Source organism: Roseateles sp. P5_E4 (assembly GCF_054049255.1).
This window is the reverse complement of the sequence record NZ_JBFUMS010000002.1, coordinates 864,953-888,408: the sequence shown is the minus strand read 5'-3', so window position 1 is coordinate 888,408 and position 23,456 is coordinate 864,953. Positions and strand designations below refer to the sequence as shown.

Annotated in this window: 19 protein-coding genes; 8 read left to right on the top strand and 11 right to left on the bottom strand. The window is 65.7% G+C overall.

Features of this window, described 5'->3' with window-relative positions; translation table 11 throughout:
• Nucleotides 1-2: 2 nt before the first annotated feature.
• From ACXJLH_RS06725 to tal, 3 genes are read right to left on the bottom strand one after another with little or no spacing between them, the layout of a single operon-like run.
• Nucleotides 3-623 carry an HAD family hydrolase gene (locus tag ACXJLH_RS06725; RefSeq protein ID WP_056203360.1) on the bottom strand — a complete coding sequence of 207 codons (621 nt, stop codon included), beginning with the start codon at nucleotides 621-623 and terminating at the stop codon, nucleotides 3-5.
• The gene (gene pgi / locus ACXJLH_RS06720) at nucleotides 620-2,242 is read right to left on the bottom strand and encodes a glucose-6-phosphate isomerase (protein ID WP_457389084.1); all 1,623 of its coding nucleotides are present in this window, start codon (nucleotides 2,240-2,242) and stop codon (nucleotides 620-622) included. The genes ACXJLH_RS06725 and pgi overlap by 4 nt, the downstream gene beginning before the upstream one ends.
• 1 nt (nucleotide 2,243) lies before the next feature.
• The gene (tal, locus tag ACXJLH_RS06715) at nucleotides 2,244-3,185 is read right to left on the bottom strand and encodes a transaldolase (RefSeq protein ID WP_457443073.1); all 942 of its coding nucleotides are present in this window, start codon (nucleotides 3,183-3,185) and stop codon (nucleotides 2,244-2,246) included.
• Between the two features lie 123 nt (nucleotides 3,186-3,308).
• Between tal and zwf the strand changes: the two genes are divergently transcribed.
• Both zwf and ACXJLH_RS06705 read left to right on the top strand, forming a co-directional pair.
• Nucleotides 3,309-4,754 carry a glucose-6-phosphate dehydrogenase gene (gene zwf / locus ACXJLH_RS06710; RefSeq protein ID WP_457325867.1) on the top strand — a complete coding sequence of 482 codons (1,446 nt, stop codon included), beginning with the start codon at nucleotides 3,309-3,311 and terminating at the stop codon, nucleotides 4,752-4,754.
• 2 nt (nucleotides 4,755-4,756) lie between these two features.
• Complete coding sequence (locus ACXJLH_RS06705) at nucleotides 4,757-5,617, top strand: MurR/RpiR family transcriptional regulator (RefSeq protein WP_056203638.1); 861 nt, start codon at nucleotides 4,757-4,759, stop codon at nucleotides 5,615-5,617.
• Here the strand turns inward: ACXJLH_RS06705 and ACXJLH_RS06700 are convergent, their stop codons facing one another.
• The 6 genes from ACXJLH_RS06700 to ACXJLH_RS06675 all read right to left on the bottom strand — a co-directional run bounded on the left by ACXJLH_RS06700 (nucleotide 5,618) and on the right by ACXJLH_RS06675 (nucleotide 9,617).
• Nucleotides 5,618-5,926 (bottom strand): STAS domain-containing protein, encoded by a 309-nt coding sequence (locus tag ACXJLH_RS06700; RefSeq protein WP_056203352.1) that lies wholly within the window; start codon nucleotides 5,924-5,926, stop codon nucleotides 5,618-5,620.
• A 2-nt stretch (nucleotides 5,927-5,928) separates the two neighbouring features.
• A complete protein-coding gene (locus ACXJLH_RS06695) occupies nucleotides 5,929-6,579 on the bottom strand; it encodes an MlaC/ttg2D family ABC transporter substrate-binding protein (protein ID WP_056203349.1) in 651 nt (216 codons plus the stop codon).
• An 88-nt stretch (nucleotides 6,580-6,667) separates the two neighbouring features.
• Complete coding sequence (locus tag ACXJLH_RS06690) at nucleotides 6,668-7,528, bottom strand: MlaA family lipoprotein (protein ID WP_457443071.1); 861 nt, start codon at nucleotides 7,526-7,528, stop codon at nucleotides 6,668-6,670.
• The gene (mlaD, locus tag ACXJLH_RS06685) at nucleotides 7,525-8,025 is read right to left on the bottom strand and encodes an outer membrane lipid asymmetry maintenance protein MlaD (protein WP_457350026.1); all 501 of its coding nucleotides are present in this window, start codon (nucleotides 8,023-8,025) and stop codon (nucleotides 7,525-7,527) included. The genes ACXJLH_RS06690 and mlaD overlap by 4 nt, the downstream gene beginning before the upstream one ends.
• A 12-nt stretch (nucleotides 8,026-8,037) precedes the next feature.
• A complete protein-coding gene (gene mlaE, locus ACXJLH_RS06680) occupies nucleotides 8,038-8,817 on the bottom strand; it encodes a lipid asymmetry maintenance ABC transporter permease subunit MlaE (RefSeq protein ID WP_056203342.1) in 780 nt (259 codons plus the stop codon).
• On the bottom strand, nucleotides 8,814-9,617 hold the full coding sequence (locus tag ACXJLH_RS06675; RefSeq protein WP_457324266.1) for an ABC transporter ATP-binding protein: 804 nt from the start codon (nucleotides 9,615-9,617) through the stop codon (nucleotides 8,814-8,816). Before ACXJLH_RS06675 ends, mlaE begins: the two co-directional genes overlap by 4 nt.
• A gap of 298 nt (nucleotides 9,618-9,915) precedes the next feature.
• On the opposite strand from ACXJLH_RS06675, the gene ACXJLH_RS06670 reads away from it, so the two are divergent.
• From ACXJLH_RS06670 to ACXJLH_RS06645, 6 genes are read left to right on the top strand one after another with little or no spacing between them, the layout of a single operon-like run.
• Complete coding sequence (locus ACXJLH_RS06670) at nucleotides 9,916-10,392, top strand: type IV pilin protein (protein WP_457443069.1); 477 nt, start codon at nucleotides 9,916-9,918, stop codon at nucleotides 10,390-10,392.
• Nucleotides 10,386-10,976 carry a pilus assembly FimT family protein gene (locus tag ACXJLH_RS06665; protein WP_457443067.1) on the top strand — a complete coding sequence of 197 codons (591 nt, stop codon included), beginning with the start codon at nucleotides 10,386-10,388 and terminating at the stop codon, nucleotides 10,974-10,976. Before ACXJLH_RS06670 ends, ACXJLH_RS06665 begins: the two co-directional genes overlap by 7 nt.
• Nucleotides 10,973-11,377, top strand: coding sequence for a type IV pilus modification PilV family protein (locus tag ACXJLH_RS06660; protein ID WP_457389090.1), 405 nt, complete (start codon nucleotides 10,973-10,975; stop codon nucleotides 11,375-11,377). Before ACXJLH_RS06665 ends, ACXJLH_RS06660 begins: the two co-directional genes overlap by 4 nt.
• Nucleotides 11,374-12,519: a PilW family protein gene (locus tag ACXJLH_RS06655; RefSeq protein WP_457443065.1), complete on the top strand. Its 1,146-nt coding sequence runs from the start codon at nucleotides 11,374-11,376 to the stop codon at nucleotides 12,517-12,519. The genes ACXJLH_RS06660 and ACXJLH_RS06655 overlap by 4 nt, the downstream gene beginning before the upstream one ends.
• A 9-nt stretch (nucleotides 12,520-12,528) precedes the next feature.
• A complete protein-coding gene (locus tag ACXJLH_RS06650; protein WP_457389092.1) occupies nucleotides 12,529-13,173 on the top strand; it encodes a pilus assembly PilX family protein in 645 nt (214 codons plus the stop codon).
• A 28-nt stretch (nucleotides 13,174-13,201) separates the two neighbouring features.
• Nucleotides 13,202-17,101: a pilus assembly protein gene (locus tag ACXJLH_RS06645; protein WP_457443063.1), complete on the top strand. Its 3,900-nt coding sequence runs from the start codon at nucleotides 13,202-13,204 to the stop codon at nucleotides 17,099-17,101.
• Nucleotides 17,102-17,165: 64 nt separating this feature from the next.
• On the opposite strand, the gene ACXJLH_RS06640 is transcribed toward ACXJLH_RS06645, so the two are convergent.
• Together ACXJLH_RS06640 and ACXJLH_RS06635 are read right to left on the bottom strand one after the other, a co-directional pair.
• On the bottom strand, nucleotides 17,166-18,641 hold the full coding sequence (locus ACXJLH_RS06640) for a glutamate synthase subunit beta (protein WP_457443061.1): 1,476 nt from the start codon (nucleotides 18,639-18,641) through the stop codon (nucleotides 17,166-17,168).
• A gap of 11 nt (nucleotides 18,642-18,652) precedes the next feature.
• On the bottom strand, nucleotides 18,653-23,416 hold the full coding sequence (locus tag ACXJLH_RS06635) for a glutamate synthase-related protein (RefSeq protein ID WP_056203634.1): 4,764 nt from the start codon (nucleotides 23,414-23,416) through the stop codon (nucleotides 18,653-18,655).
• Between the last annotated feature and the right edge of the window lie 40 nt (nucleotides 23,417-23,456).

Genomic DNA, 23,456 nt, shown 5'->3' with positions numbered 1-23,456 from the left:
GCTCAAGCGCTCAACAGACGCCGCGACACCAGCTCACGCCGCGCGCTGGCGGCATCCGTGAACAGGAAGGCCTGCCAGTCGCGTGACAGGGCCGCATCGACATTGGCCGGGTGGTCGTCCAGGAAAAGCAGGTCCTGCGGCGGCGCATTGAAGTGACGCTCGGCCATCGCGAACATCTCGGCGCTCGGCTTGATCTGCTTGACACGGCCCGAGAACAGGCCCGACTCGAACCATTCATTCAGTGGAAAGCTGCGGCTGAGATGGTCCGCATACGGCTCGGGCATGTTGGACAGGAAGTGCAGCGTGTGCCCCGCGGCGCGCAGATCGCGGATCAGCACGGCAGTAGCGGGGATCAGCATCAGCTCGTCCGGCACTGCACGCACGACCGCAGCGACGTCGCCCCGCGGCCAGCCGGTGCGCGCCGAGATGCGGCGCACCACCTCGTCGGCGCCGATCAGGCCCTGGTCGAACAGGCCCCAGTCGCCACCATAGTTCTGAAAAAAGACCACAGCCGCGGCCGCCCCCTGCTCCAGCGTCTCGATGCGGTGCGGCCAGATGCGCGCGAGGAAGCTGGCCGGATGCCAGCGGAACACCACGCCGCCAAAATCAAAGACGATCTTCATGCGGCCACCAGCCGCTTCAACAGGCCGGCGGTCGAGCCGTCCAGGCCCGCCGTGTCGCCGGAGTCCAGGCGCGGCAGCAACTGGTTGCAGAGTGCCTTGCCCAGTTCCACGCCCCACTGGTCGAAGCTGTTGATGCCCCACAGTGCGCCGGTCACGAAGACGCGGTGCTCGTACAGGGCGATCAGCGCGCCGAGCGAACGCGGCGTCAGCGCATCCAGCACGAGGGTCGTACTCGGGCGGTTGCCAGGAAAGCTGCGGTGCCGGGACAAGACGCCACGGTCCAGCGTTGCCGACGCGGTCGGCGCCTTCTCGGTGAGGGCCTCGGCGGCCGTCTTGCCTTGCATCAATGCCTGGCTCTGCGCCAGGCAGTTGGCCAGCAGCTTGCGGTGCTGGTCGGCCAGCTTCTCGGCCAGTTCTCCGCTTACGCCGTGATTCGGGCGCTTCACCGCGATGAACTCCACCGGGATGACGTCCGTGCCCTGATGCAGCATCTGGAAGTAGGCGTGCTGGCCGTTGGTGCCGGCCTCGCCCCAGACGACGGGCGACGTCCCGATTGACAGCGCGTTGCCGTCCAAGTCCACGCCCTTGCCGTTGCTCTCCATCTCCAGCTGCTGCAGATAGGCGGGCAGGCGGCGCAGGCCCTGGTGATACGGTGCGACGCTGCGGCTGGTGAAGCCATGGAAATTGCGGTACCAGACGTCGACCAGGCCCAGCAGCACCGGCAGATTTCGGTCGAGCGGCGCCGACGCGAAGTGTTCGTCCATCGCATGCGCGCCGGCCAGCAGTTCACGGAAGTTGTCGGCGCCGACGGCGATGGCAATGGGCAGGCCGATGACCGACCACAGCGAGTAACGGCCGCCGACCCAGTCCCAGAAACCAAAGGCGGTGTCGATGCCGAAGGCGGCAGCGGCGGCAGTGTTGCTGCTGGTCGCGACGAAGTGGCGCGCCACATCCGTTCCACCGGCGGCCAGGAACCAGGCCTTGGCAGCTTGCGCATTGGCCAGCGTCTCCTGCGTCGTGAAGGTCTTGGAGGCAATGACGAACAGCGTGTGCTTTGCGTCAACGCCGGCCAGCACGGGCGCCAGGTCATGGCCGTCGACGTTGGAGACGAAATGCAGCTTGAGGTCGCGACGGCCAAAGGCCTGCAGCGCCTGCACGACCATCGCGGGCCCGAGGTCGCTGCCGCCGATGCCGATGTGCACGACGTCGGTGATCTCGCCCCGCTCGCCGCGGCGCACGCGCTCGGCAAAGGCCAGCATCGCATCCAGAGATGCTTGCACCTCGGCATTGAACGGTGCCTTGCTGCCTGCCGGCGCGCGCAGCGCCGTGTGAAGCACCGCGCGGCCTTCGGTGTGGTTGACCGGGTCGCCGCGCAGCAGCGCATCGCGCCGCGCTTCGAGGCCACAGTCGGCCGCCAGCTTCAGCAGCAGGGCCAGCGTGGGCATGTCGATGCGGTTCTTGGACAGATCGGCGAACACCTCGGGCGCTTCAAACGACAGCGCGCCGAAGCGGTCCGCATCCGCCTTGAAAGCTTCACGGATATCGAAGCCGCGACCGCTCGCGGCGTAGTGGGCTTGCAGTTCAGCCCAAACGGGAGACAGGTCGCAGCGCGCCGTCATGTCAGGCGGCCTCGATGAGCTTGTCGAGCTTGCCGGCATCGACGGCGAACTGGCGGATGCCCTCGGCCAGCTTCTCGGTGGCCATCGCATCCTCATTCAGCGCGAAGCGGAAGGCGGCTTCGTCCAGGTGGATGGCGGGTACGGCCGCCGCCTTGGTCGGGTCGAGCGCGCGCTCCAGCTTGGCGTCGGTGGCCTGAAGTTGGGCGAGCAGATCGGGGCTGATGGTCAGCAGGTCGCAGCCGGCCAGCGCCTGGATCTGACCGATGTTGCGGAAGCTCGCGCCCATGACCTCGGTCTTGATGCCATGCTGCTTGAAGTAGGCGTAGATCTGCGTCACCGACTTCACGCCGGGGTCGTTGACGCCGGCCATCGCCGCCTCATCCCAACTGCTGCCGGCGAACTTCTTGTACCAGTCGTAGATGCGGCCGACGAAGGGAGAGATCAGCTGGACCTTGGCTTCACCGCAGGCCACGGCCTGGGCGAAGGCGAACAGCAGCGTCAGATTGCAGCGGATGCCTTCGCGCTCCAGTTCGGCAGCGGCCTGGATGCCTTCCCAGGTCGAGGCCAGCTTGATCAGCACGCGCTCGCGCGAGATGCCGGCGGCTTCGTACAGGCCGATGATGCGGCGGGCGCGGGCGAGCGACGCGGCCTTGTCGAAGGACAGGCGCGCATCGACCTCGGTGGACACACGGCCTGGCACGACCTTGAGGATCTCGAGACCGAAGCGCACCAGCACCTGGTCGACGATCTCGTCCAAGGGCTTGCCGCGATGCGCCTCGACCGCCTCCTTCAGCAACGGCGCGTAGTCGGGCGACTGCACCGCCTTCAGGATCAGTGAAGGGTTGGTCGTTGCATCTCGCGGTGCAAACTGCGCGAGCTGCAGGAAGTTGCCCGTATCGGCAACGACGGTGGTGAGGGTTTTGAGCTGGTCGAGCTGGTTCATGGGCTGCCTGTATCCGGGTCGAACGGATTGACCCGACGAAGAAACTGCTGCATAGTATTTCACGAAACTTAGTTACACAACGGTTAGCGCTCCATGGGAGACGCTGGCCTGGAGACCCCGCAGATGTCTTTCGATCTCGTGTTCTTTGGCGGTACCGGCGACCTGACATGGCGCAAGCTGATGCCCGCGCTGTTCCAGGCCTTCCGGCACGGCAAGCTGCCCGAAGGCGGCCGTATTCTCGCCGTCGCGCGTGACGACCAGACGGACGAGCGCTATCGCGAATGGCTGAAGGAGCGCTTCCGCGAAGTGGATGGCGCCAAGCGTCCCAACGACGAGGAGTTCGAGCGCTTCGCGGCGCTGATCCACTACCGCCGCATGGACTTGTCCCAGCCCGATCACTACGCCGGGCTCAAGGAATGGCTGGACGCGCGCAACGCCGACACCGTCGTCCTTTATCTCGCCACCAGCCCGCACCTGTTCACCGGCATCTGCCAGCAACTCGGCGCCGTGGGCCTGAACCACGACAAGGTGCGCGTGGTGCTGGAGAAGCCGCTGGGCCATGACCTGGCCAGCGCCCAGGAGATCAACCGCGCGGTGCGCAGCGTCTTCGCCGAAGCGCAGGCCTTCCGCATCGACCACTACCTCGGCAAGCCCTCGGTGCAGAACCTGATGGCGCTGCGCTTCGGCAACGCGCTGTTCGAGCCGCTGTGGCGCCGCGAGAGCATCGCCAACATCCAGATCACGCTGGCCGAGCGCCTGGGTGTGGGCACACGCGGCGCCTTCTACGACGGCACCGGCGCGCTGCGCGACATGATCCAGAACCATGCGCTGCAACTGCTGACCATGATCGCGATGGAGCCGCCGGCGCGCAACGACGCCGACGCCATCCGCGACGAGAAGCTCAAGGTGCTGCGTTCGCTGAAGCCCTTCACGCCCGACAGCGTCGCCCGCGACGTCGTGCGCGGCCAGTACCGCGCCGGCAGCATCGAAGGCAAGGCCGTGCCGGGCTATCTGGAAGAGGTCAAGGTGCCGCCCGACAGTGCCTGCGAAACCTTCGTCGCGCTGCGCACCGAGGTCAACAACTGGCGCTGGGCCGGCGTGCCCTTCTACCTGCGCACCGGCAAGCGCCTGGCCGAACGCGACGCGCAGATCGTCGTCAACTTCCGCCCCGTGCCGCACAAGATCTTCCCCGGCGCAAGCCAGCCCAACCGCCTGGTCATCAAGCTGCAGCCCGAGGACGGCCTGGAGTTGCAACTGCTGGCCCAGAAGGGCGCCGGCCACGGCGAACAGTTGACGCCGGTGTCGCTGGACCTGGACTTCGACAAGGCTTTTGCGACGCAGCGCGTCGGCGCCTACGAGCGCCTGCTGCTGGATGCGATCGCCGGCCGCCTCAACCTCTTCGTGCGCAGCGATGAGCAAGAGCAGGCTTGGCGCTGGGTCGAGCCCATCCTTGACGCGTGGGAGGCCGACGCGAGCGGGCCGCGCCCCTATTCGGCAGGCTCCTGGGGCCCGGCCGCCGCCAGCGCACTGGTCGCGCGTGATGGTTTCAGTTGGGCGGAAGAACAATGAGCATTCTTGAGCGCGTGAAGGCCGCCCTGCCGGCCCTGCCGCCGGCCGAGCAACGGGTTGCCAAGCTGTTGCTGCTTGATGCCCGCAGCTTCGCCAGCCTGCCGGTCAGCGAGTTGGCCGACCGGTCGCATGTGTCCAAGCCGACGGTGGTGCGCTTTTGCCGCAGCGTCGGCTATGACGGCCTGGCCGACTTCAAGCTGAAGCTGGCCGGCAGCGTCAACGAAGGCGTGCCCTTCGTGCACCGTGCCGTGGACGAGGACGACAAGACGGGCGACATCATCGTCAAGGTGGTCGACAACGCCGTTGCCGCCCTGCTGCATTACCGCAACGATGCAGCCAGCCATGCCTTCGAGCGCGCCATCGACGCGCTGACCGATTCGGCCCGCCACAACCGACGCATCGAGTTCTACGGCGTCGGCAACTCCGGCATCGTCGCCCAGGACGCCCAGCACAAGTTCTTCCGCCTGGGCGTGAACACGGCGGCGACCAGCGACGGCCATGTGCAGCTCATGAGTGCGACCATGCTGCAGCCAGGCGATTGCGCCGTCATCATCAGCAATTCGGGGCGCAGCCGCGACCTGCTGGATGCGGCCGACATCGCGCGCAAGAAGGGCGCGACCATCATCATCATCACGGCCAGCGCTTCGCCGTTGGCGCAGCTGGCGCTAGGCCCCAGCCAGATCCTGCTGGCGGTGGACCATCCCGAAGACTTCGACCGCTACAGCCCCATGGTGTCGCGTTTGCTGCATCTGATCGCGGTGGACATCCTGACCACGGGCGTGGCGCTGAAGCTGGGCCAGCACCTGCGGCCCATGCTGCAGGAGATCAAGAAGAATCTGCGCGCGAAACGTTACGCGGGCTGATCAGACGGCCGCGGCAGGCGGCCACAGCAGTTCGGCCACGCCGTAGACGCGAGCCAGTTCGCGAAGCTTGTCGGGCGCGTTGTCCAGCTTCAGCGTGGCGCCCTGCTCGGTGCACTGGCGCCCGGCCGATAGCAATACGCTCAGCGCCGCGGAATCGAAATCCTTCAACTCGGCAGCCGACAGCCTGACCTCACGGCCGGCCGCCGCCAGCACCTGGGCGGCCTCGGCGCGCAGGGCGGGCGACATCTGCGCCCAGGCGGCGCGGGCGCCGTCCGTGCGCAGCCGTGCAGGCAGCTTCAGGCCGCTCAAGATCAGCCCTTGGCGGCGGGAGCGCCGGCCTTGGCGTTCTTGTCCGCCAGGCTCTTGATCAGGCCGTCGATGCCGTTGGCGCCGATCTCCTGGGCGAAGCTGTTGCGGTACTGGTCCGCCAGCCAGATGCCCAGCACATTGACGTCATAGATCTTCCACTCGGCACCGGCCTTCTCCAGGCGATAGTCGAGCTGGATAGCATCGCCCTTGCCACGGATCTCGGTCTTCACGACGACCTCGGTGTCGGTCGGCTGGGCGCGCAGCGGCTTCAGGCCGATGGTCTGGTCCTTCACCTGCGTCAGCGCGCCGGCATAGGTGCGCACCAGCAGGGTCTTGAACTCGGCCTGCAGCTTGGTCTGCTGCTCCGGCGTGGCCTGGCGCCAGAAGCGGCCGACGGCCGATGCCGTCATGCGCTGGAAGTTGACGTGAGGCATCACCTTGGCGTCGACCAGGGCGATGATCTTGTTGACGTTGCCGGCCTGGATGTCCTTGTCGGCCTTGACGGCCTCGATGGTTTCCAGGGACAGCTGGCGGATCAGCTGGTCGGGCGTGCCGCCATCGGCCGCATGGGCGCCATGCACGAGGCCAAGGCTCAAGGTCGCCAGGGTGGCCACGGTGAGCAGGCGGCGGCGCAGGGATTTCAGCACAGTCATGGTTTCGCTTTCTCTGAACGGGACGGGCGCTCAACGCGCCAGTCCGGATTTTGGTTGGCTCTCGGGACGTAACCGTTCGCGTGCGGATTCACCGCGCCGCTGCAGAGGCAGGCTCGGCGGGCTTCTTCACGTTCGCCGTGGGTTCGGACGCCGCAGGCTCGGGCGCTGAAGCTGCGGTGGCCGGTGCCGAAGCGCCGTTGCCCGGCACGAGCACCTCGACCTCGTCGTCATCATCGAAGCTGCCGCGGCGTTGCAGATAGGCGTCGCGGTAAAAGGTGTATTTGTCCAACGCAATGCCATCGAGCATTTCACCGGCACGCAGGAAGTTGGAGCGCGTGTTGACGAGGCTCAGCGCGGTAATTGCGACCTTCTTGCGGCCATCGTCGAAGATCACGCCCGGCGAGGCCTGCCAGTCCACCGGCAAGGCCAGCGAGTCGCGCACCGAGGACGGGCCGAACAAGGGCCAGACGATATAGGCACCCGTGCCCATGCCCCATTTGCCCAGCGTCTTGCCGAAGTCCTGGCTGTTCTTCTCCAGGCCCGCTTCGGTGGCGATATCCAGCACGCCAGCCAGGCCGAGCGTCGAGTTGACGGCAAAGCGCATGCCCTGCTCCACACCGGCCTTGAAACGACCCTGCAGGAACAGATTGATCGCCGACCAAGCGTCGCCGATGTTGCCGAAGAAGTTGTCGACGCCGGTACGGATGGGCGCAGGCACGATCTCGGTATAGGCGGTCGCGACGGGCTTGAGCACGTTCTCGTCCAGCTTCTCATTGAAGGCGAAGACCTTGCGGTTCCAGGATTCCCAGGGATCCAGCCGCTGGCCCTTGGAGCCCATGACCTTGTCGACAGCCCGCTCGATGCGCGTGCCGACACCCTTGACGGTCTGGCAACCCGCCAGGCTCAGGGCCAGGACAAACAGGGCCAGCATGCGGACGATACGGTTCACGGCTTGCTCCCCGAGGCAGGTACTGCCGCTGCGGCGCTGCCCATGTCCGACGCCTTGCTGTTGATGAACTGGCCAATGAGGTTTTCCAGCACCACGGCGCTCTGCGTCTGCCTGATGATGTCGCCGCTGGCGAGGTTCTTCTCATCCGCACCCGGCTCCAGGCCGATGTACTGCTCGCCCAGCAGGCCCGAGGTCAGGATCTTGGCCGAACTGTCCTTGGGGAACTGCGTGTTCTTGTACATATTGAGCAGCACCTTGGCCTGGAAGGTCTTGTCGTCGAAGCTGATCGACTCGACACGGCCGACGACGACGCCGGCGCTCTTGACCGCGGCGTTAGGCTTCAGGCCGCCGATGTTGTCAAAACGCGCCGACACCTGGTAGGTGGCATCGAAATTGAGGCTCAGCAGGTTGCCAGCCTTGAGCGCGAGGAACAGCAGCGCAGCGCCGCCGATCAGCACGAACAGGCCCACCCAGGCGTCATATCGAGAGGATTGCATCCTTCCTTCTCCCTAAATCGAAAACATCATGGCGGTCAGCGTGAAGTCCAGGGCCAGCACGGCCAGCGACGACAGCACGACGGTACGCGTGGTCGCTGCCGACACGCCCTCGGGCGTGGGCCGGCAACCATAGCCCTGAAGCAGCGCGATGAAGGTGACCGTCACGCCGAACACCAGGCTCTTGATGACACCGTTGCCGACGTCCTTGAACACATCCACGCCGCCTTGCATTTGCGACCAGAAGGCACCGGGGTCGATGCCCAGCAGCGGCACGTCAACCAGCCAGCCGCCCATGATGCCAACCGCCGAGAAGACCGCGGCCAGCAAGGGCATCGCGATCAGCCCACCCCAGAAGCGCGGCGCCAGCACACGCTGCACCGGGTCCACGGCCATCATCTCCATCGCGGTGAGCTGCTCGCCGGCCTTCATCAGGCCGATCTCGGCGGTCAGCGACGTCCCGGCGCGGCCCGCGAACAACAGCGCCGTGACCACCGGGCCGAGCTCGCGCACCAGGCTCAGCGCAGTCAGCAGGCCCACCGCTTCCCGGGAGCCGTAGCGCTGCAGCGCGTAGTCGCCCTGCAGGGCCAGCACGGAGCCAACGAACAGGCCCGACACGCCGATGATGAGCAGCGAGCGATTGCCCAGATAGAAGAGCTGCTCGCGCACGAGCACGAAACGCATCAGCGCCCGGGGCGAACAGGCGAGCAGCGCGCCGAACAGCCGCGCGGCGGCGCCCCAGTCGGCGAGCAGCATGCGCACGCTCAAACCCAGGTTGGCGGCCAGCGCCATCATGACGCCACCCCGAAGTCCTCGGCCACCGGCACGGCAGGCTGGTGAAAGCGCACCGGCCCGTCAGGCTCGGCACCCACGAACTGCCGCACCAGCGGGTCATCGCTGTGGCGCAGCTCGTCCGGCGTGCCCTGGGCGACGATGCGGCCATTGGCCACCATCGCCACCTCGTCGGCGATCTCGAAGGTCTCGTGCAGGTCGTGCGAGACGATGATGCTGGTCAGGCCGAGGGCGTCGTTCAGGTCGCGGATCAACCGGGCAGCCACGCCCAGCGAGATCGGGTCCAGGCCGGCGAAGGGCTCGTCGTACAGCACCAGGTCCGGGTCCAGCGCGATCGCACGGGCCAGGGCCACGCGCCGGGCCATGCCGCCGGAGACTTCGCTGGGCAGCAGGTCACGCGCACCGCGCAGGCCGACGGCATTGAGTTTCATCAGCACCAGGTCGCGGATCATGGCCTCGGGCAGGTCGGTGTGCTCGCGCAGCGGGAAGGCCACGTTCTCGAAGACGCTGAGGTCGGTGAACAGCGCGCCGAACTGGAACAGCATGCCCATGCGCCGGCGCACGGCGTACAGGCCGTCCAGGTCCAGCGGCGCCAGGTCCTGGCCGTCGAACAGCACCTGGCCGCTCATGGGCCTGAGCTGGCGGCCAAGCAGGCGCAGCACGGTGGTCTTGCCGCCACCCGAAGTGCCGATCAGCGCCAGCACCTTGCCGCGCTCCAGCTTCAGGTTGACGCCGTCCAGCACCACGCGGTCGCCGTAGCCGACGCTGACGTTGCGCAGTTCAATCAGAGGTGCGGTTGCCAAGGGATTCACGCAGGCAGGCTGCAAGCCGGGGGCGGGAGAAAGGGCGCCATGATAGGGGAAACACCGAGAACCACGGGGTTCACCCTTGGCAGACCTGTTGGCGTGCCGATAAAGAGCGGAGTCAGGACATCGCGTTGCTGCGTCCGCCTGCCGTCGTCAACCCTCTGAACAACTGTCGCGACCGCGCCAAACGTGCGCCAGTTCACGAATCGGCGCGCGATTGCGACCAGCGTTCGTTGCTTCGCGACAAGCGGTATCGCGCTGGCGCCCCTCGCTACCAAAATAGCTTCCACCCGACATGCAAAGCATCACCATGCGCCATCGACTCAGCTCCACCGCCGCCCACGGCTTCACGCTCATCGAGTTGATGATCGCGGTGACCATCATCGGCATCCTTGCAGCGGTTGCCATCCCGCAATACAGGGACTATGTGACGCGCAGCCGCCTGTCCGATGCAAGCTCCGGCCTGACGACGATGCGCGCGCAGATGGAGCGCTACTACCAGGACAACCGCACCTACGCGAATGTCGGGAACTTCGTCTCGCCCTGCAATAACGCCACGGCCTCAGCACGCACCTTCGGCAACTTCCTGGTCAGTTGCACCGGCACGCTGGATGCCACTCGGTTCACCTTGCAGGCCGAGGGCAGTGGCCCGTCCTCCGGCTTCACGTTCACGATCAACCATCAGGACGTGCGAGCGACGACGGCTGTGCCCAGCAGCTGGGGCAGCGCCTGCACCAGCAAGTGGATCATGAAGAAGGGCGACCCGTGCTGATACGTCGTGGCTCAGGCTTCAGCCTCATTGAGTTGTTGGTGGCCGTCAGCGTCCTGGCCATCTTGACCGCTGTCGCCATGCCCAATTTCATGACCTGGATCCGCAATTCCCGGGTGCGCACAGTCGCGGACGCCCTGCAGTCCGGTTTGCGCCTAGCCCAGGGCGAGGCGCAGCGACGCACGCATACGGTCGTGTTCTTCCTGACGAACAGCAAGACCTGCGACACGGCGGCGACGGCCGCTGCCGGAGGCAGCTATTGGCAGGCCCGCACCGTGCCGAACGCCCTGCTGACTGGCGATGCAGCCGAAGCCGTGCAGTGCGGTGTGCTGACCGACGTGTCATCCGGCGTCAACCTGACCTCAAGCAAAACGGCACTGTGCTTCGGTGGCGATGGCCGCCAGGCCACCGTGACCAATCCGGCAAGCGTCGGCGTCGACTGCACGGCGGCGGCGGCCAGCTACGACGTCACGTCGGCAACATCCAATGCAGAAAACCGCCGGCTGCGGTTGACGGTCAGTCTGGCTGGATCCGTTCGCATGTGCGACCGAGACAAGGCCGCGACAACGCCGGAAGGATGCCCATGATGACGCCCGCCCGCCGTGTCAGCCGTGGTTTCTCCCTGATCGAGATGCTTGTCGGCATCCTGATCATCTCTTTCGGGCTGCTGGGACTGATCACGCTGCAGGCCCGCGCGCTGCAGGTTTCCGTCAGCAGCGAAGATTCGCAGCGCGCAGCATTGCTGGCCAGTGAGATGGCGGCGCAGATGCTCAACCTCAATTCCGTCAACGTGCCCGCAGCGGTGGTCGCTGCCTGGGCGGCACGCGCCTCTGACCCTACCAACGGCGGCGTCCCCAACGGCGTGGGCACGGTGACTGCGACGAACGCGACGACCGCGCGCGTCACGGTGACCTGGGTACCGGTGCAATCGACCGGCGCCGCCAACGACACGCACACCTACACCACGGACGTGGTGATTCCGCAATGAGGCGCGCACCATCAACCGCCTGCCGCGGTTTCTCCCTGATCGAATTGATGGTGACGCTTGCCATCGGCCTGGTGCTGACGCTGGCCATTTCGATGATGGTGGTCAGGCAGGAATCGCTGCGGCGCGGCGTGACGTCGGGCAACGACCTGACGAGCAACACCGCTTACGCGGCATATCTGCTGGATCGCGAGCTGCGCAGTGCCGGCGCGGGTTTCAGCCAAGCTTCGTCGGCGAACTACGGCTGCGACCTGAATGTGTCGCTGAACAGCGCCCAGCTGCTGCCCGCGACGGCCGCGTTTCCGGCACCCTTCTCCACTGTGCCGCAAACCTATGTGCTGGCGCCGTTGATCATTCACGCTGGCGCCGGTGCCAACGGATCTGACGTGATCGCTGTGGCGACGGGCAGCTCCGGGTTGAGCGAGTCGGCCCTGCCGGTTTCGCCCAGGTCCACCGCCGCAGGGCAGTTGAAGCTGGCCAACACACTGGGCATCCGCGGAGGCGATCTGGTGTTGCTGTCCCAGGCGGGCGTGGGTTGCATGGTGCAGCAGGTGAGCAACGGCTTCGCCGGCAGCGCCGCCCAGACGCTGACCTTCGGAGGGGCCTACGCCGCCAACACCATCAATGGTTTGACACTGCCCGGCTTCTCGAACGGCAATGCGTTTGTGTCACTGCTGGGCAACGTCAGCGGCAATCCACCGCGATTCATGCTGTTCGGCATTGGCGACAACGCAACGCTGTTTTCCTACGACCTGCTGAAGTTGAGCTCAAGCAACGCCGAGGCTCTGGTCGAGGGCGTGGTCGACATGCGGGTGCTGTATGGCGTCGATACCGTGCGTGCAGGACTGGAACAGGTCACCGGGTGGATTGCACCGAACGCTGCGGGCTACACCGCCGCGGAGCTGACGTCAGGCACCGCGGTCGCCCAGACAAATCTGCAGTCCATCTACGCCGTCCGCGTCGGCCTGATCCTGCGCAGCGAGCTGGTCGAGAAATCCGATGTGACGCCAGCCACGCTGACGATGTTCAGCGACCTCGGCGCTGGCGTCACCTACACCTATACCGTACCCACGGGTACTGCGAACCAGCGCTACCGCGTCGTCGAGTTCACGGTACCGCTGCGCAATGTCCGCTACTCCCGCTGAGACGCCGTGATGAAGCGCATCCACACCCACTTCCGGTCGCCAAAGCACAGCCAGCACGGCATCGTGCTGATCTTTGCCCTCATCACGCTGGTCATCTTGCTGATCGGCGCGGTGGCCATCTCGCGCTCCATCAATTCCAGCCAGTTCACCGTCGGCAACATCGGCTTCAAGCGCGACCTGACGAATCAGGGTGAGCGCGCCCTGCAAATTGCGATGGACGCGGTTCGAACAGGACCACTGGCCGTCGTGACGACTCGCAACACCAATCTGACAAGCGCCAACTACAGCGCCACGCTGCTGGCCACCAATGCCCAGGGCATTCCGAACGCCTTGCTGTCGGACGCCACCTTCGCTGCCGTCGGGGTCGCCAGCAACGACATCACCGTCGCGGACATGAGTGTCACGGTCCGCTATGTGATCGACCGCATGGCCACGGCCACGGGCGGCTGCAGCAGCAGCACCTGCACGATGGCCAACCAGACGGTCTTCGGGGGTGGCTCCAGTGAATGGATCAACTCGCAGACCAACAGCGGCGCGGCCAACAACGCGAACCCGTCCGCAGTTCCTGAACAGCCCATCTACCGCATCACGCTGCGAGTGAAGGGGCCGCGCAACACGCTGTCCTTCTTCCAGTCCACCTTCACCACCAACTGAGCCCGCTCAGGGCGCTTTGAGGTTTTCCATGAATGCAGTCCGCCTTGTTGTCTTCGTGCGCGGTCTGGCGCTGACAGCCAGCCTCGCGACACTTGCCGTGACGTCGTCTGCCCAGGTCGCGCTGTCGGACCAACCGGTGTTCACGTCCGTCAACGTGCCGGGCAACCTCGCGCTGGCATTGTCGGTGGAGTATCCGACGGCCATCAGCGTGGCCCATCCCTCGCGCACCTACTCATCGGCCAATACCTACATTGGCTACTTCGACCCAGCCAAGTGCTATGCCTATCGATACACGAATGGCACCGACACGGACAACTATTTCTATCCGGACGGAGCAGCCACCAATCGCACCTGCTCGAGCAAGTGGAGCGGCAACTACCTGAACTGGGCGTCGATGCAGACCATTGACCCCTTCCGCTGGGCACTGACGGGGGGCTACCGCGTTATCGATACGCCCACGCTGACCGTGCTGGAAAAGGCCTGGGCCAGCAACCAGGGCAGCACCAGCAACTTTCCTGACAGCAGCGTCTCCACCACTGCCACCGTAGGTGGCGCCACGCCGTTTTCCACCGCCACCGGCATCGCCACGCGGATCTGGTCTCTCGGCAACAAAATGCGTTTTATGACGGCGACCTCCGGCATGCCGTCCCCCAACTACGGCAATGCAGCCACGCACTACAACCCCGGCGCGGCCTACAACCATGGCACGCTCTACGAGGTCTTCGTCCGAGTCAAAGTTTGTGACTCGTCCGCTTCCGCTGGTGGGCTGGAACAAGATAAGTGCACGCTGTACGGTGCCAGTTCGTACAAGCCGACGGGGCTGATGCAGAAGTACTCGGACAAGATCCGCTACAGCGCATTCGGCTATCTCAATGACAGCACGCTCAGCCGGGACGGCGGCGTGCTGCGTGCGAAGCAGAAGTTCATCGGCCCGATGAAGCCGGTGCCGGGTGGCATCCCTGTCGCCAACGGGGACGGCCCCGAGTGGGACGCAACGACCGGCGTCATGGTCACGAACCCCAATGCGACAGATGCCGCCGCCACGAACAGCGAGTTCGGCGTCTCGATCAGCAACAGCGGCGTGATGAACTACCTCAACAAGTTCGGCGAAATCTCGACGCCAAGCACCTACAAGATGTACGACCCCGTCGGCGAGTTGTACTACGCCGCGCAGCGTTATTACCGCAATCTCGGCAATGTGTCCGCGTGGACGTCGATGTCTGGCAATGTAGCAACCAAATCGACCTATGCCGACGGCTTCCCGGTCATCACGACCTGGGATGATCCCGTTCTGTATTCCTGCCAGCGCAACTTCATTCTCGGCATCGGCGACGTCAACGCCCACGCAGACCGCAACCTGCCGGGGGCAACAGGCTCGTCCGAGCCGTCCAAGCCTGCCGAAGTCAGCAACGATACGGACGTCAACGCCACGGACTGGACCAACCGGGTCGGCGTGCTGCAAGGCCTGGGCAATTCGCTTGCGTCCGTCCAGGGCTACGGCGGTTGCTGCACCAACAACGGCGCGCTGATGGCCGGCCTGGCCTACTGGTCCAACATCAACGACATCCGCACCGACAAGAGCGGCGTCCAGACCATCCAGACCTACTGGCTGGACGTCCTGGAATACCAGGCCTTCAAGTCCAACAACCAGTTCTACCTGGCTGCCAAATACGGCGGATTCAAGCCGCCCAGCAACTATACGGACGCCACAGCGACGGCCTCCCAGTTCGCCAGCAACGCGTCGACGAAGACGTGGTGGACCACGACCACCGACACCCTGCCGGACGGCTCGCCGCGTCCCGACAACTACTACACGGCCGCACAGGCCGATCAGATGGTGGCAGGCCTGAACAAGACCTTCTCCAGCATCGCTTCCCAGCTCTCTGCCTATTCGACGTCATTCTCGACAGCCCTGCCCCAGGTCTCGGCGCTCGGCGTTGCCTCCTACTCCACCAAGTTCGATGCGAAGAGCTGGACGGGCGAGCTTGAAGCCAGCCTGACCACCTTCAACGCGACGACGGGCGAACCGAGCCTGCAAAGCCAGTGGACCTTCGCCACCGTGCTGGACACGCAGGCCGCCGGCACGGGCTGGAACACCGCGCGAAAGATCGTCACTTACAACGGCAGCGCCGGCGTGCCCTTCCGCAGCGGTGGTGGCACCAGTGGCATTTCCGCGACCCAATTGACGGCCCTCGACACGTCCTATGTCTCCGGCAACGATTCAGCCAACTACCTGAACTACCTGCGCGGTGATCGCACCAACGAGGTGTCGTCCGCGGCGGTCGGCTCGACGCACGCCTACCGGGATCGTGCCAAGCTGCTGGGCGACATCGTCAATGCGAAGGCCCGCCCCGTCGCTGCACCGGCAGCGCCCTACTCCGCCGCCAACAACCCCGGCTACGACACCTTCAAGACCACCTACGCTGCTCGACCGCCCATGGTCTACGTCGCATCCAACGATGGCATGGTTCACGCGGTGGACGGCAGCCTGACCACGAGCACCTTCCCCAACACCAATCCGAGCACGCCGGGCAAGGAGATCTGGGCCTACTTTCCCAGCGCCCTGTTCAGCGGCCCGAGCGGCACCGGCAGTACCGACGGCCTGGCGTCCATCGGCAATCCGACCTTCCTCCACCACTTCATGGTGGACGCCACGCCGTTGACCATTGACGTCGACCTCGGCCGCACCGGCGGCGGCGTCGGCGCCAGCAACTGGCGCACCATTCTCGTCGGCGGGCTGGGCAAGGGTGGCAAGGCGCTGTACGCGCTCGACGTCACCGACCCCGCTTCGGTCACGAGCGAGGCGATCGCGGCTCAAAAGGTGCTGTGGGAGTTCACGGATGCCGACCTGGGCTATGTCTACGGTCAGCCGGTGGTCGTCAAGACGCGCCGCTGGGGTTGGACCGTCGTGGTGGGCTCGGGCTACAACAACGCCGATGGCCACGCCTACTTCTTCTTCATCGACCCGCGCACGGGTGCGTTGCTGCAAAAGGTGGCTGCCACCACCAGCGTGGCCTCGGCTGGCAACAACTATTGCGCCACCTGCTCCGCAAGCAATCAGGCGGGCATGGCCCACATCAACGCCTTCGTGCTGGACCTGACTGATGGCTACGCCGACGCGATCTACGGCGGCGATCTGATGGGCAACGTCTGGCGCGTTGATGTCACCGGCACCACCGCCTATCCCGCCCCCGTCAAGTTTGCCCGGTTGGTGGGGTCCAATGGCAGCGCCCTGCCCATCACGAGCAAGCCCCTTCCCGTCGTGCAGCCCGGCACCAACCGCCGCTACATCACCGTGGGTACTGGTCGGCTGCTGGATGCCACCGATCTGAACAACACTCAGGCACAACGCTTCTTCGCGATCATCGATGGCTCGAACGCGGCTTTTGACGTGGATGGCACCATCACGGGACAAACCTCGACGCTGCCGGCGGGCATCACCTTCCCGCTGACGGTCTCCAACATGCTGCAGCTGACCGATCTGAACGCCAAGATCACGCTGAATCTGACCACCCAGCTCGGCTGGTATGTGGATCTCGGTGTCTCAGCCGGGGGGCCGGGCTGGCGAGTGCTGTCCGACCCGACCTCGTTCTATGGCACCGTCGCATTCGCGGCGACATCCCCCAGCTCTACCGACGCCTGCGCACCCAACGGCACCAGCCGCATCTATGCGATCGACCTCGGTTCGGGCTACTGCGGCCTCACTGGCGGTGGCTCGAGCTGCTACGTCAGCAAGACGGATGGCGTCGTCATCGACTTGACCTTCTACAGCGTCAACATCAACGGTGTCGGCAAGTCCGTGCTGCTCGCAGGCAAGGACAACTGCACAGGCAACAACTGCCAGCCGGTTGAAAAGGTCGACACGCGCAAGCCGGCCAATCTCGGCTTGCAACGCCTGAACTGGCGCGAAATCCAGGTCAATAACTGACCTTTGCCGCACAAGACAAGGCCGCCCTCGGGCGGCCTTGTTGCATGTGGGCCCAGGGGCGCTGTCAGCGCGGCAGCGTCGTCGAACCCATCAGGTATTCATCCACCGCACGCGCGGCCTGGCGGCCTTCGCGGATGGCCCACACCACCAGGCTCTGGCCGCGGCGCATGTCGCCGGCGGCGAAGACCTTGTCGACATTGGTCTTGTAGGCGCTGGCACCTTCGGTCGAGGCCTTGCCGTTGCCACGCGCATCCTTGTCGACGCCGAAGGCCTCCAGGATGGTGGCGACCGGCGACACGAAGCCCATCGCCAGGAAGGCCATGTCGGCCTTGAGGATCTGCTCGCTGCCTTCGACCTCGGTCATCTTGCCGCCCTGCCATTGCAGGCGCACGGTCTTGACGCCGGTCAGCTTGCCCTTCTCACCGATGAATTCCTTGGTGGCGATGGCGAACTCGCGCTCGCAACCTTCTTCATGGCTGGACGAGGTGCGCAGCTTGATCGGCCAGTAGGGCCAGGTCAGCGGGCGATCTTCCACTTCGGGCGGCTGGGGCAACAGCTCGAACTGCGTGACGCTCTTGGCGCCGTGGCGGTTGCTCGTTCCGACGCAATCGCTGCCGGTGTCGCCGCCACCGATGACGATGACGTGCTTGCCGTCGGCGCGCAACTGGTTCTTCAGCTTGTCGCCGGCGTTGATCTTGTTCTGCTGCGGTAGGAATTCCATCGCGAAGTGCACGCCGGACAGCTCCCGGCCCGGCACGGGCAGGTCGCGCGACTGCTCGGCGCCGCCGGTCAGCACGATGGCGTCGAACTGGCTCTTCAGCTCGTCGGCGCTGATCGTTTCCTTGGCCCAGTTGGTGACCTTGCTGCCTTCGGGCAGGGCGGCGACCATCACGCCGGTGCGGAACTCGACGCCCTCGGCCTTCATCTGCTCGACGCGGCGGTCGATGTGGGACTTCTCCATCTTGAAGTCCGGGATGCCGTAGCGCAGCAGGCCGCCGACTCGGTCGTTCTTCTCGAAGACGGTGACGCTATGGCCGACGCGGGCCAGCTGCTGCGCCGCCGCGAGACCGGCCGGGCCGGCGCCAACGACGGCCACCTTCTTGCCGGTCCGCACCTTGGCCGGCTGGGCCGTGACCCAGCCCTCGGCCCAGGCGCGGTCAATGATGGCGTGCTCGATGGACTTGATGCCCACCGCGTCGTCATTGACGTTCAGCGTGCAGGCCGCCTCGCAGGGCGCGGGGCAGATGCGGCCGGTGAACTCGGGGAAGTTGTTGGTGCTGTGCAGCACGACGATGGCGTTCTTCCAGTCCTCCGGCCGGCCCTTGTAGACCAGGTCGTTGAAGTCCGGGATGACGTTGTTGACCGGGCATCCGCTGTTGCAGAACGGCGTGCCGCAGTCCATGCAGCGCGCGCCCTGCTGCTTGGCCTGCTCGACGTTCAGGCCGATGACGAATTCCTTGTAGTTCTTGACGCGGGCGGGCGCGGGCTCGTAGCCCTCTTCCAGACGCTCGTATTCCATGAAGCCGGTGACTTTTCCCATGCTCCCTCTCCTCAGGCCTTGGCGGTGACGGCTTCAGGCGCCTTGGCCTGAGCGATGGTTTGTGCGGCTTCCTTGGCGGCGTTGATCTCGCCCAGCGCGCGGCGGTATTCGTTCGGGAACACCTTGATGAACTTGCCGCGCGATTCGGCCCAGTGGTCGAGGATGTCGCGGGCGCGCTGGCTGCCGGTCCAGCGGTGGTGGTCCTCAAGCAGCTTCTTCAGGATGGCCTCGTCGGTCTGGGCCTCGCGGTCCACGCCGTCGACACCCTTGGTGCGGTGCCAGATGGCCTTGTCGACGCTGGCTTCCTGCTCCTGCGCCGTGGCGAGCTTCTCCAGCGACACCATGCTGGTGTTGCAGCGCTTGGCGAAGTGGCCGTCCTCATCAAACACGTAGGCGATGCCGCCGCTCATGCCGGCTGCGAAGTTGCGGCCGGTCTTGCCGAGCACGGCGACGGTGCCGCCGGTCATGTACTCGCAGCCATGGTCGCCCGTGCCCTCGACGACGGCCGTGGCGCCCGACAGGCGCACCGCGAAGCGCTCGCCGGCGACGCCACGGAAGAAGGCCTCGCCGCGCGTCGCGCCATACAGCGCGGTGTTGCCGACGATGATGTTCTTGGTCGCGTCGCCGCGGAAGTCGATGCTGGGGCGCACGACGATGCGGCCGCCCGACATGCCCTTGCCGGTGTAGTCGTTGGCGTCACCGATCAGGTAGAAGGTGATGCCATGCGCCAGGAAGGCGCCGAAGCTCTGGCCGCCGGTGCCTTCCATCTGGATGAAGATGGTGTGGTCGGGCAGGCCCTCGGGCTTGCGGCGGATCAGCTCGCCGGACAGGCGTGCACCCACCGAGCGGCGCACGTTGCTGACCTCCTGCATGAACTGCACCTTCTCGCCCTTCTCGAAGGCGGGCAGGCACTTCTCGATCAGCTTGACGTCCAGTGCGCGCTCCAGGCCATGGTCCTGCACATCGTTGTGGATGCGGGCCACGTCGGCCGGGACGTTGGGGCGGTGGAAGATGCGGGCGAAGTCCAGGCCCTTGGCCTTCCAGTGCGAGACGGCCTTCTTGGTGTCCAGCCAATCACTGCGACCAATCAGTTCGTCGAACTTGCGCACGCCCAGCTGGGCCATGATCTGGCGCGCTTCCTCGGCAACGAAGAAGAAGTAGTTGACGACGTGCTCGGGGCGGCCGGTGAACTTCTTGCGCAGCACCGGGTCCTGCGTGGCCACACCCACAGGGCAGGTGTTCAGGTGGCACTTGCGCATCATGATGCAGCCCTCGGCCACCAGCGGTGCGGTGGCGAAGCCGAACTCGTCGGCGCCCAGCAGCGCGCCGATGACGACGTCGCGGCCGGTCTTCATCTGGCCGTCGGCCTGCACGCGCACGCGGCCGCGCAGGCGGTTCAGCACCAGGGTCTGCTGCGCCTCGGCCAGGCCCAGCTCCCAGGGCGTGCCGCAGTGCTTGATGGAGCTCCATGGCGACGCGCCCGTGCCGCCGTCATGGCCGGCGATGACGATGTGGTCGGCCTTGCACTTGGCCACGCCCGTGGCCACCGTGCCCACGCCCACTTCGGACACCAGCTTGACCGACACGTCCGCCTTGGGGTTGACGTTCTTCAGGTCGTGGATGAGCTGGGCCAGGTCCTCGATGGAATAGATGTCGTGGTGGGGCGGCGGGCTGATGAGGCCCACGCCCGGCACCGAGTGGCGCAGCATGCCGATGTACTCGGACACCTTGCCGCCGGGCAGCTGGCCGCCCTCGCCGGGCTTGGCGCCCTGGGCCATCTTGATCTGGATCTGGTCGGCGCTGACCAGGTACTCGGTCGTCACGCCGAAGCGGCCCGAGGCCACCTGCTTGATCTTGGAGCGCAGGCTGTCGTTTTCCTTCAGCTCGTAGTCGACGGCGATGACCTTGCCGTCGATCACGTCACTGATCTTGGTACCAGCGGTGATCTTGATGCCCTTGAGCTCGTTGCGGTAGCGGGCCGGGTCTTCGCCGCCCTCACCCGTGTTGCTCTTGCCGCCGATGCGGTTCATCGCCACGGCCAGCGTGGCGTGGGCCTCGGTGGAGATGGAGCCCAGCGACATGGCACCGGTGGCGAAGCGCTTGACGATGTCGGCAGCCGACTCGACCTCTTCCAGCGGCACGGCCTTGGTCGGGTCGAACTTGAACTCGAACAGGCCGCGCAGCGTCATGTGGCGCTTGCTCTGGTCGTTGATGAGCTGAGCGTAATCCTTGTAGGTCTCGAACTTGCCCGAGCGCGCCGCGTGCTGCAGCTTGGCGATGGCGTCGGGCGTCCACATATGCTCTTCGCCACGGGTGCGCCAGGCGTACTCGCCGCCGGTCTCCAGCATGCTGTCCAGCAGCGGGTCGTCGCTGAAGGCCGCCTCATGCATGCGGATGGCCTCCTCGGCCACCTCGAACACGCCGATGCCGCCCACCTGCGTGGCGGTGCCGCGGAAGTACTTCTCGACGAAGTCCGGCTTCAGGCCGATGGCCTCGAAGATCTGCGCGCCGCAGTAGGACATATAGGTCGAGATGCCCATCTTGGACATGATCTTGGACAGACCCTTGCCCACGGCCTTGATGTAGTTGTAGCGGGCCTGTTCGGCGGTCAGCTTGGGCGGCAGCTCGTCCTTCATGGCCTCGAGCGTTTCCAGCGCGAGGTAGGGGTGGACGGCTTCGGCGCCATACCCGGCCAGCACGGCGAAGTGGTGCACCTCGCGGGCGGTGCCGGTCTCGACGACCAGGCCGGCCGTCGTGCGCAGGCCTTCACGCACCAGATGGTGGTGGACGGCGGACAGGGCCAGCAGCGCGGGAATCGCGATGCGGTCCTGGCTCAGATGGCGGTCCGTGATGATGAGGATGTTGTGACCGGTCTTGATGGCGTCAACCGCCGAGGCGCACAGCGAGGCGAGCTGCGCTTCCACGCCGGCGCGGCCCCAGTCACGCGGGTAGGTGATGTCCAGCTCACTGGGCTTGAACTTGCCGTTGGTGGGCTTCTCGATGCCGCGCAGGCGCGCCATGTCGTCGAAGTCGAGGATGGGCTGGCTGACTTCCAGGCGCATCGGCGGGTTGATGGCGTTGATGTCCAGCAGGTTCGGCTTCGGGCCGATGAAGCTGTTCAGCGACATCACGATGTTCTCGCGGATCGGGTCGATCGGCGGGTTCGTGACCTGGGCAAAGAGCTGCTTGAAGTAGTTGTAGAGCGGCTTGTTCTTGCCCGACAGCACCGCGAGCGGCGAGTCGTTGCCCATGGAGCCGATGCCCTCCTCGCCATTGGCGGCCATGGGGGCGAGCAGGAACTTGATGTCTTCCTGCGTGGTGCCGAAGGCCTGCTGGCGGTCCAGCAACGTCGTCGTGAAGCCGGGGCGGGCCGTGTCGGGCACGGCGATGTCGTCCAGCTTGACGCGAACGTTCTCGATCCACTGGCGGTACGGGCGTGCGTTGGCGAACTGGTTCTTCAGTTCCTCGTCGTCGACGATGCGGCCCTGCTCCAGGTCGATGAGGAACATCTTGCCGGGCTGCAGACGCCACTTCTTGACGATCTTGGCCTCGGGGATGGGCAGCACGCCGGACTCGGAGGCCATGACGACGAGGTCGTCGTCGGTGATGCAATAACGAGCAGGCCGCAGACCGTTTCTGTCCAGCGCGGCACAGACCTGGCGGCCGTCGGTGAAGGCCATCGCGGCGGGGCCGTCCCACGGCTCCATCATGGCGGCGTGGTACTCGTAGAAGGCACGGCGGCGTTCGTCCATGCCTTCGTGCTGCTCCCAGGCTTCCGGGATCATCATCATGGCCGCGTGGGCGAGCGGGTAGCCGCTCATCGTCAGCAGCTCGATGGCGTTGTCAAAGGTGGCCGTGTCGGACTGGTGCTCGAAGCTGATGGGGTAGAGCTTCTTCAGGTCGTCGCCCAGCACGGGCGACTTCATGACGCCTTCGCGGGCGCGCATCCAGTTGAAGTTGCCCTTGACCGTGTTGATCTCGCCGTTGTGGCAGACCATGCGGTAGGGGTGGGCCAGCGGCCACTCGGGGAAGGTGTTGGTCGAGAAGCGCTGGTGCACTAGCGCGATGGCCGAGACGACGCGCGGGTCGGCCAGGTCCAGGTAGTACTTGCCGACCTGGTCGGCCAGCAGCAGACCCTTGTAGATGACCGTGCGGCAGCTCATGCTGGGCACGTAGTACTCGCGGCTGTGCGTGAGCTTCAAGGCCTGGATGGCGCTGGAGGCCGTCTTGCGGATGACGTAGAGCTTCCGCTCCAGCGCGTCGGGGACGATGATGTCAGTGCCACGGCCGATGAAGATCTGGCGGATCACCGGCTCCTTCTCGCGCACCGTGGGCGACATGGGCATGTCACGGTCCACCGGCACGTCGCGCCAGCCGATCAGCACCTGGCCTTCGGCCTTGATGGCGCGGGCGAGCTCCTGCTCGCAGGCCAGGCGCGAGGCAGCTTCCTTGGGCAGGAAGATCATGCCGACGCCGTACTCGCCGGGCGGCGGCAGGTTGATGCCCTGCTTGGCCATCTCGGCGCGGTAGTACTCGTCCGGGATCTGGATCAGGATGCCGGCACCGTCGCCCATCAGCTTGTCGGCACCCACTGCACCGCGGTGGTCCAGGTTCTCGAGGATCTTCAGGCCCTGCTGGACGATGTGGTGCGCCTTGTGGCCTTTGATGTGTGCCACGAACCCGAGGCCGCAGGCGTCTTTCTCATTGCCCGGCCGGTAGAGCCCGTGCTCGGCTAGGTCTTGGATCTCGGCTTGAATCTGCGCGGCGTGGCTCATGGCGCCCTCCTGGAACACAACAGGGCGGGAGCGTAATGCA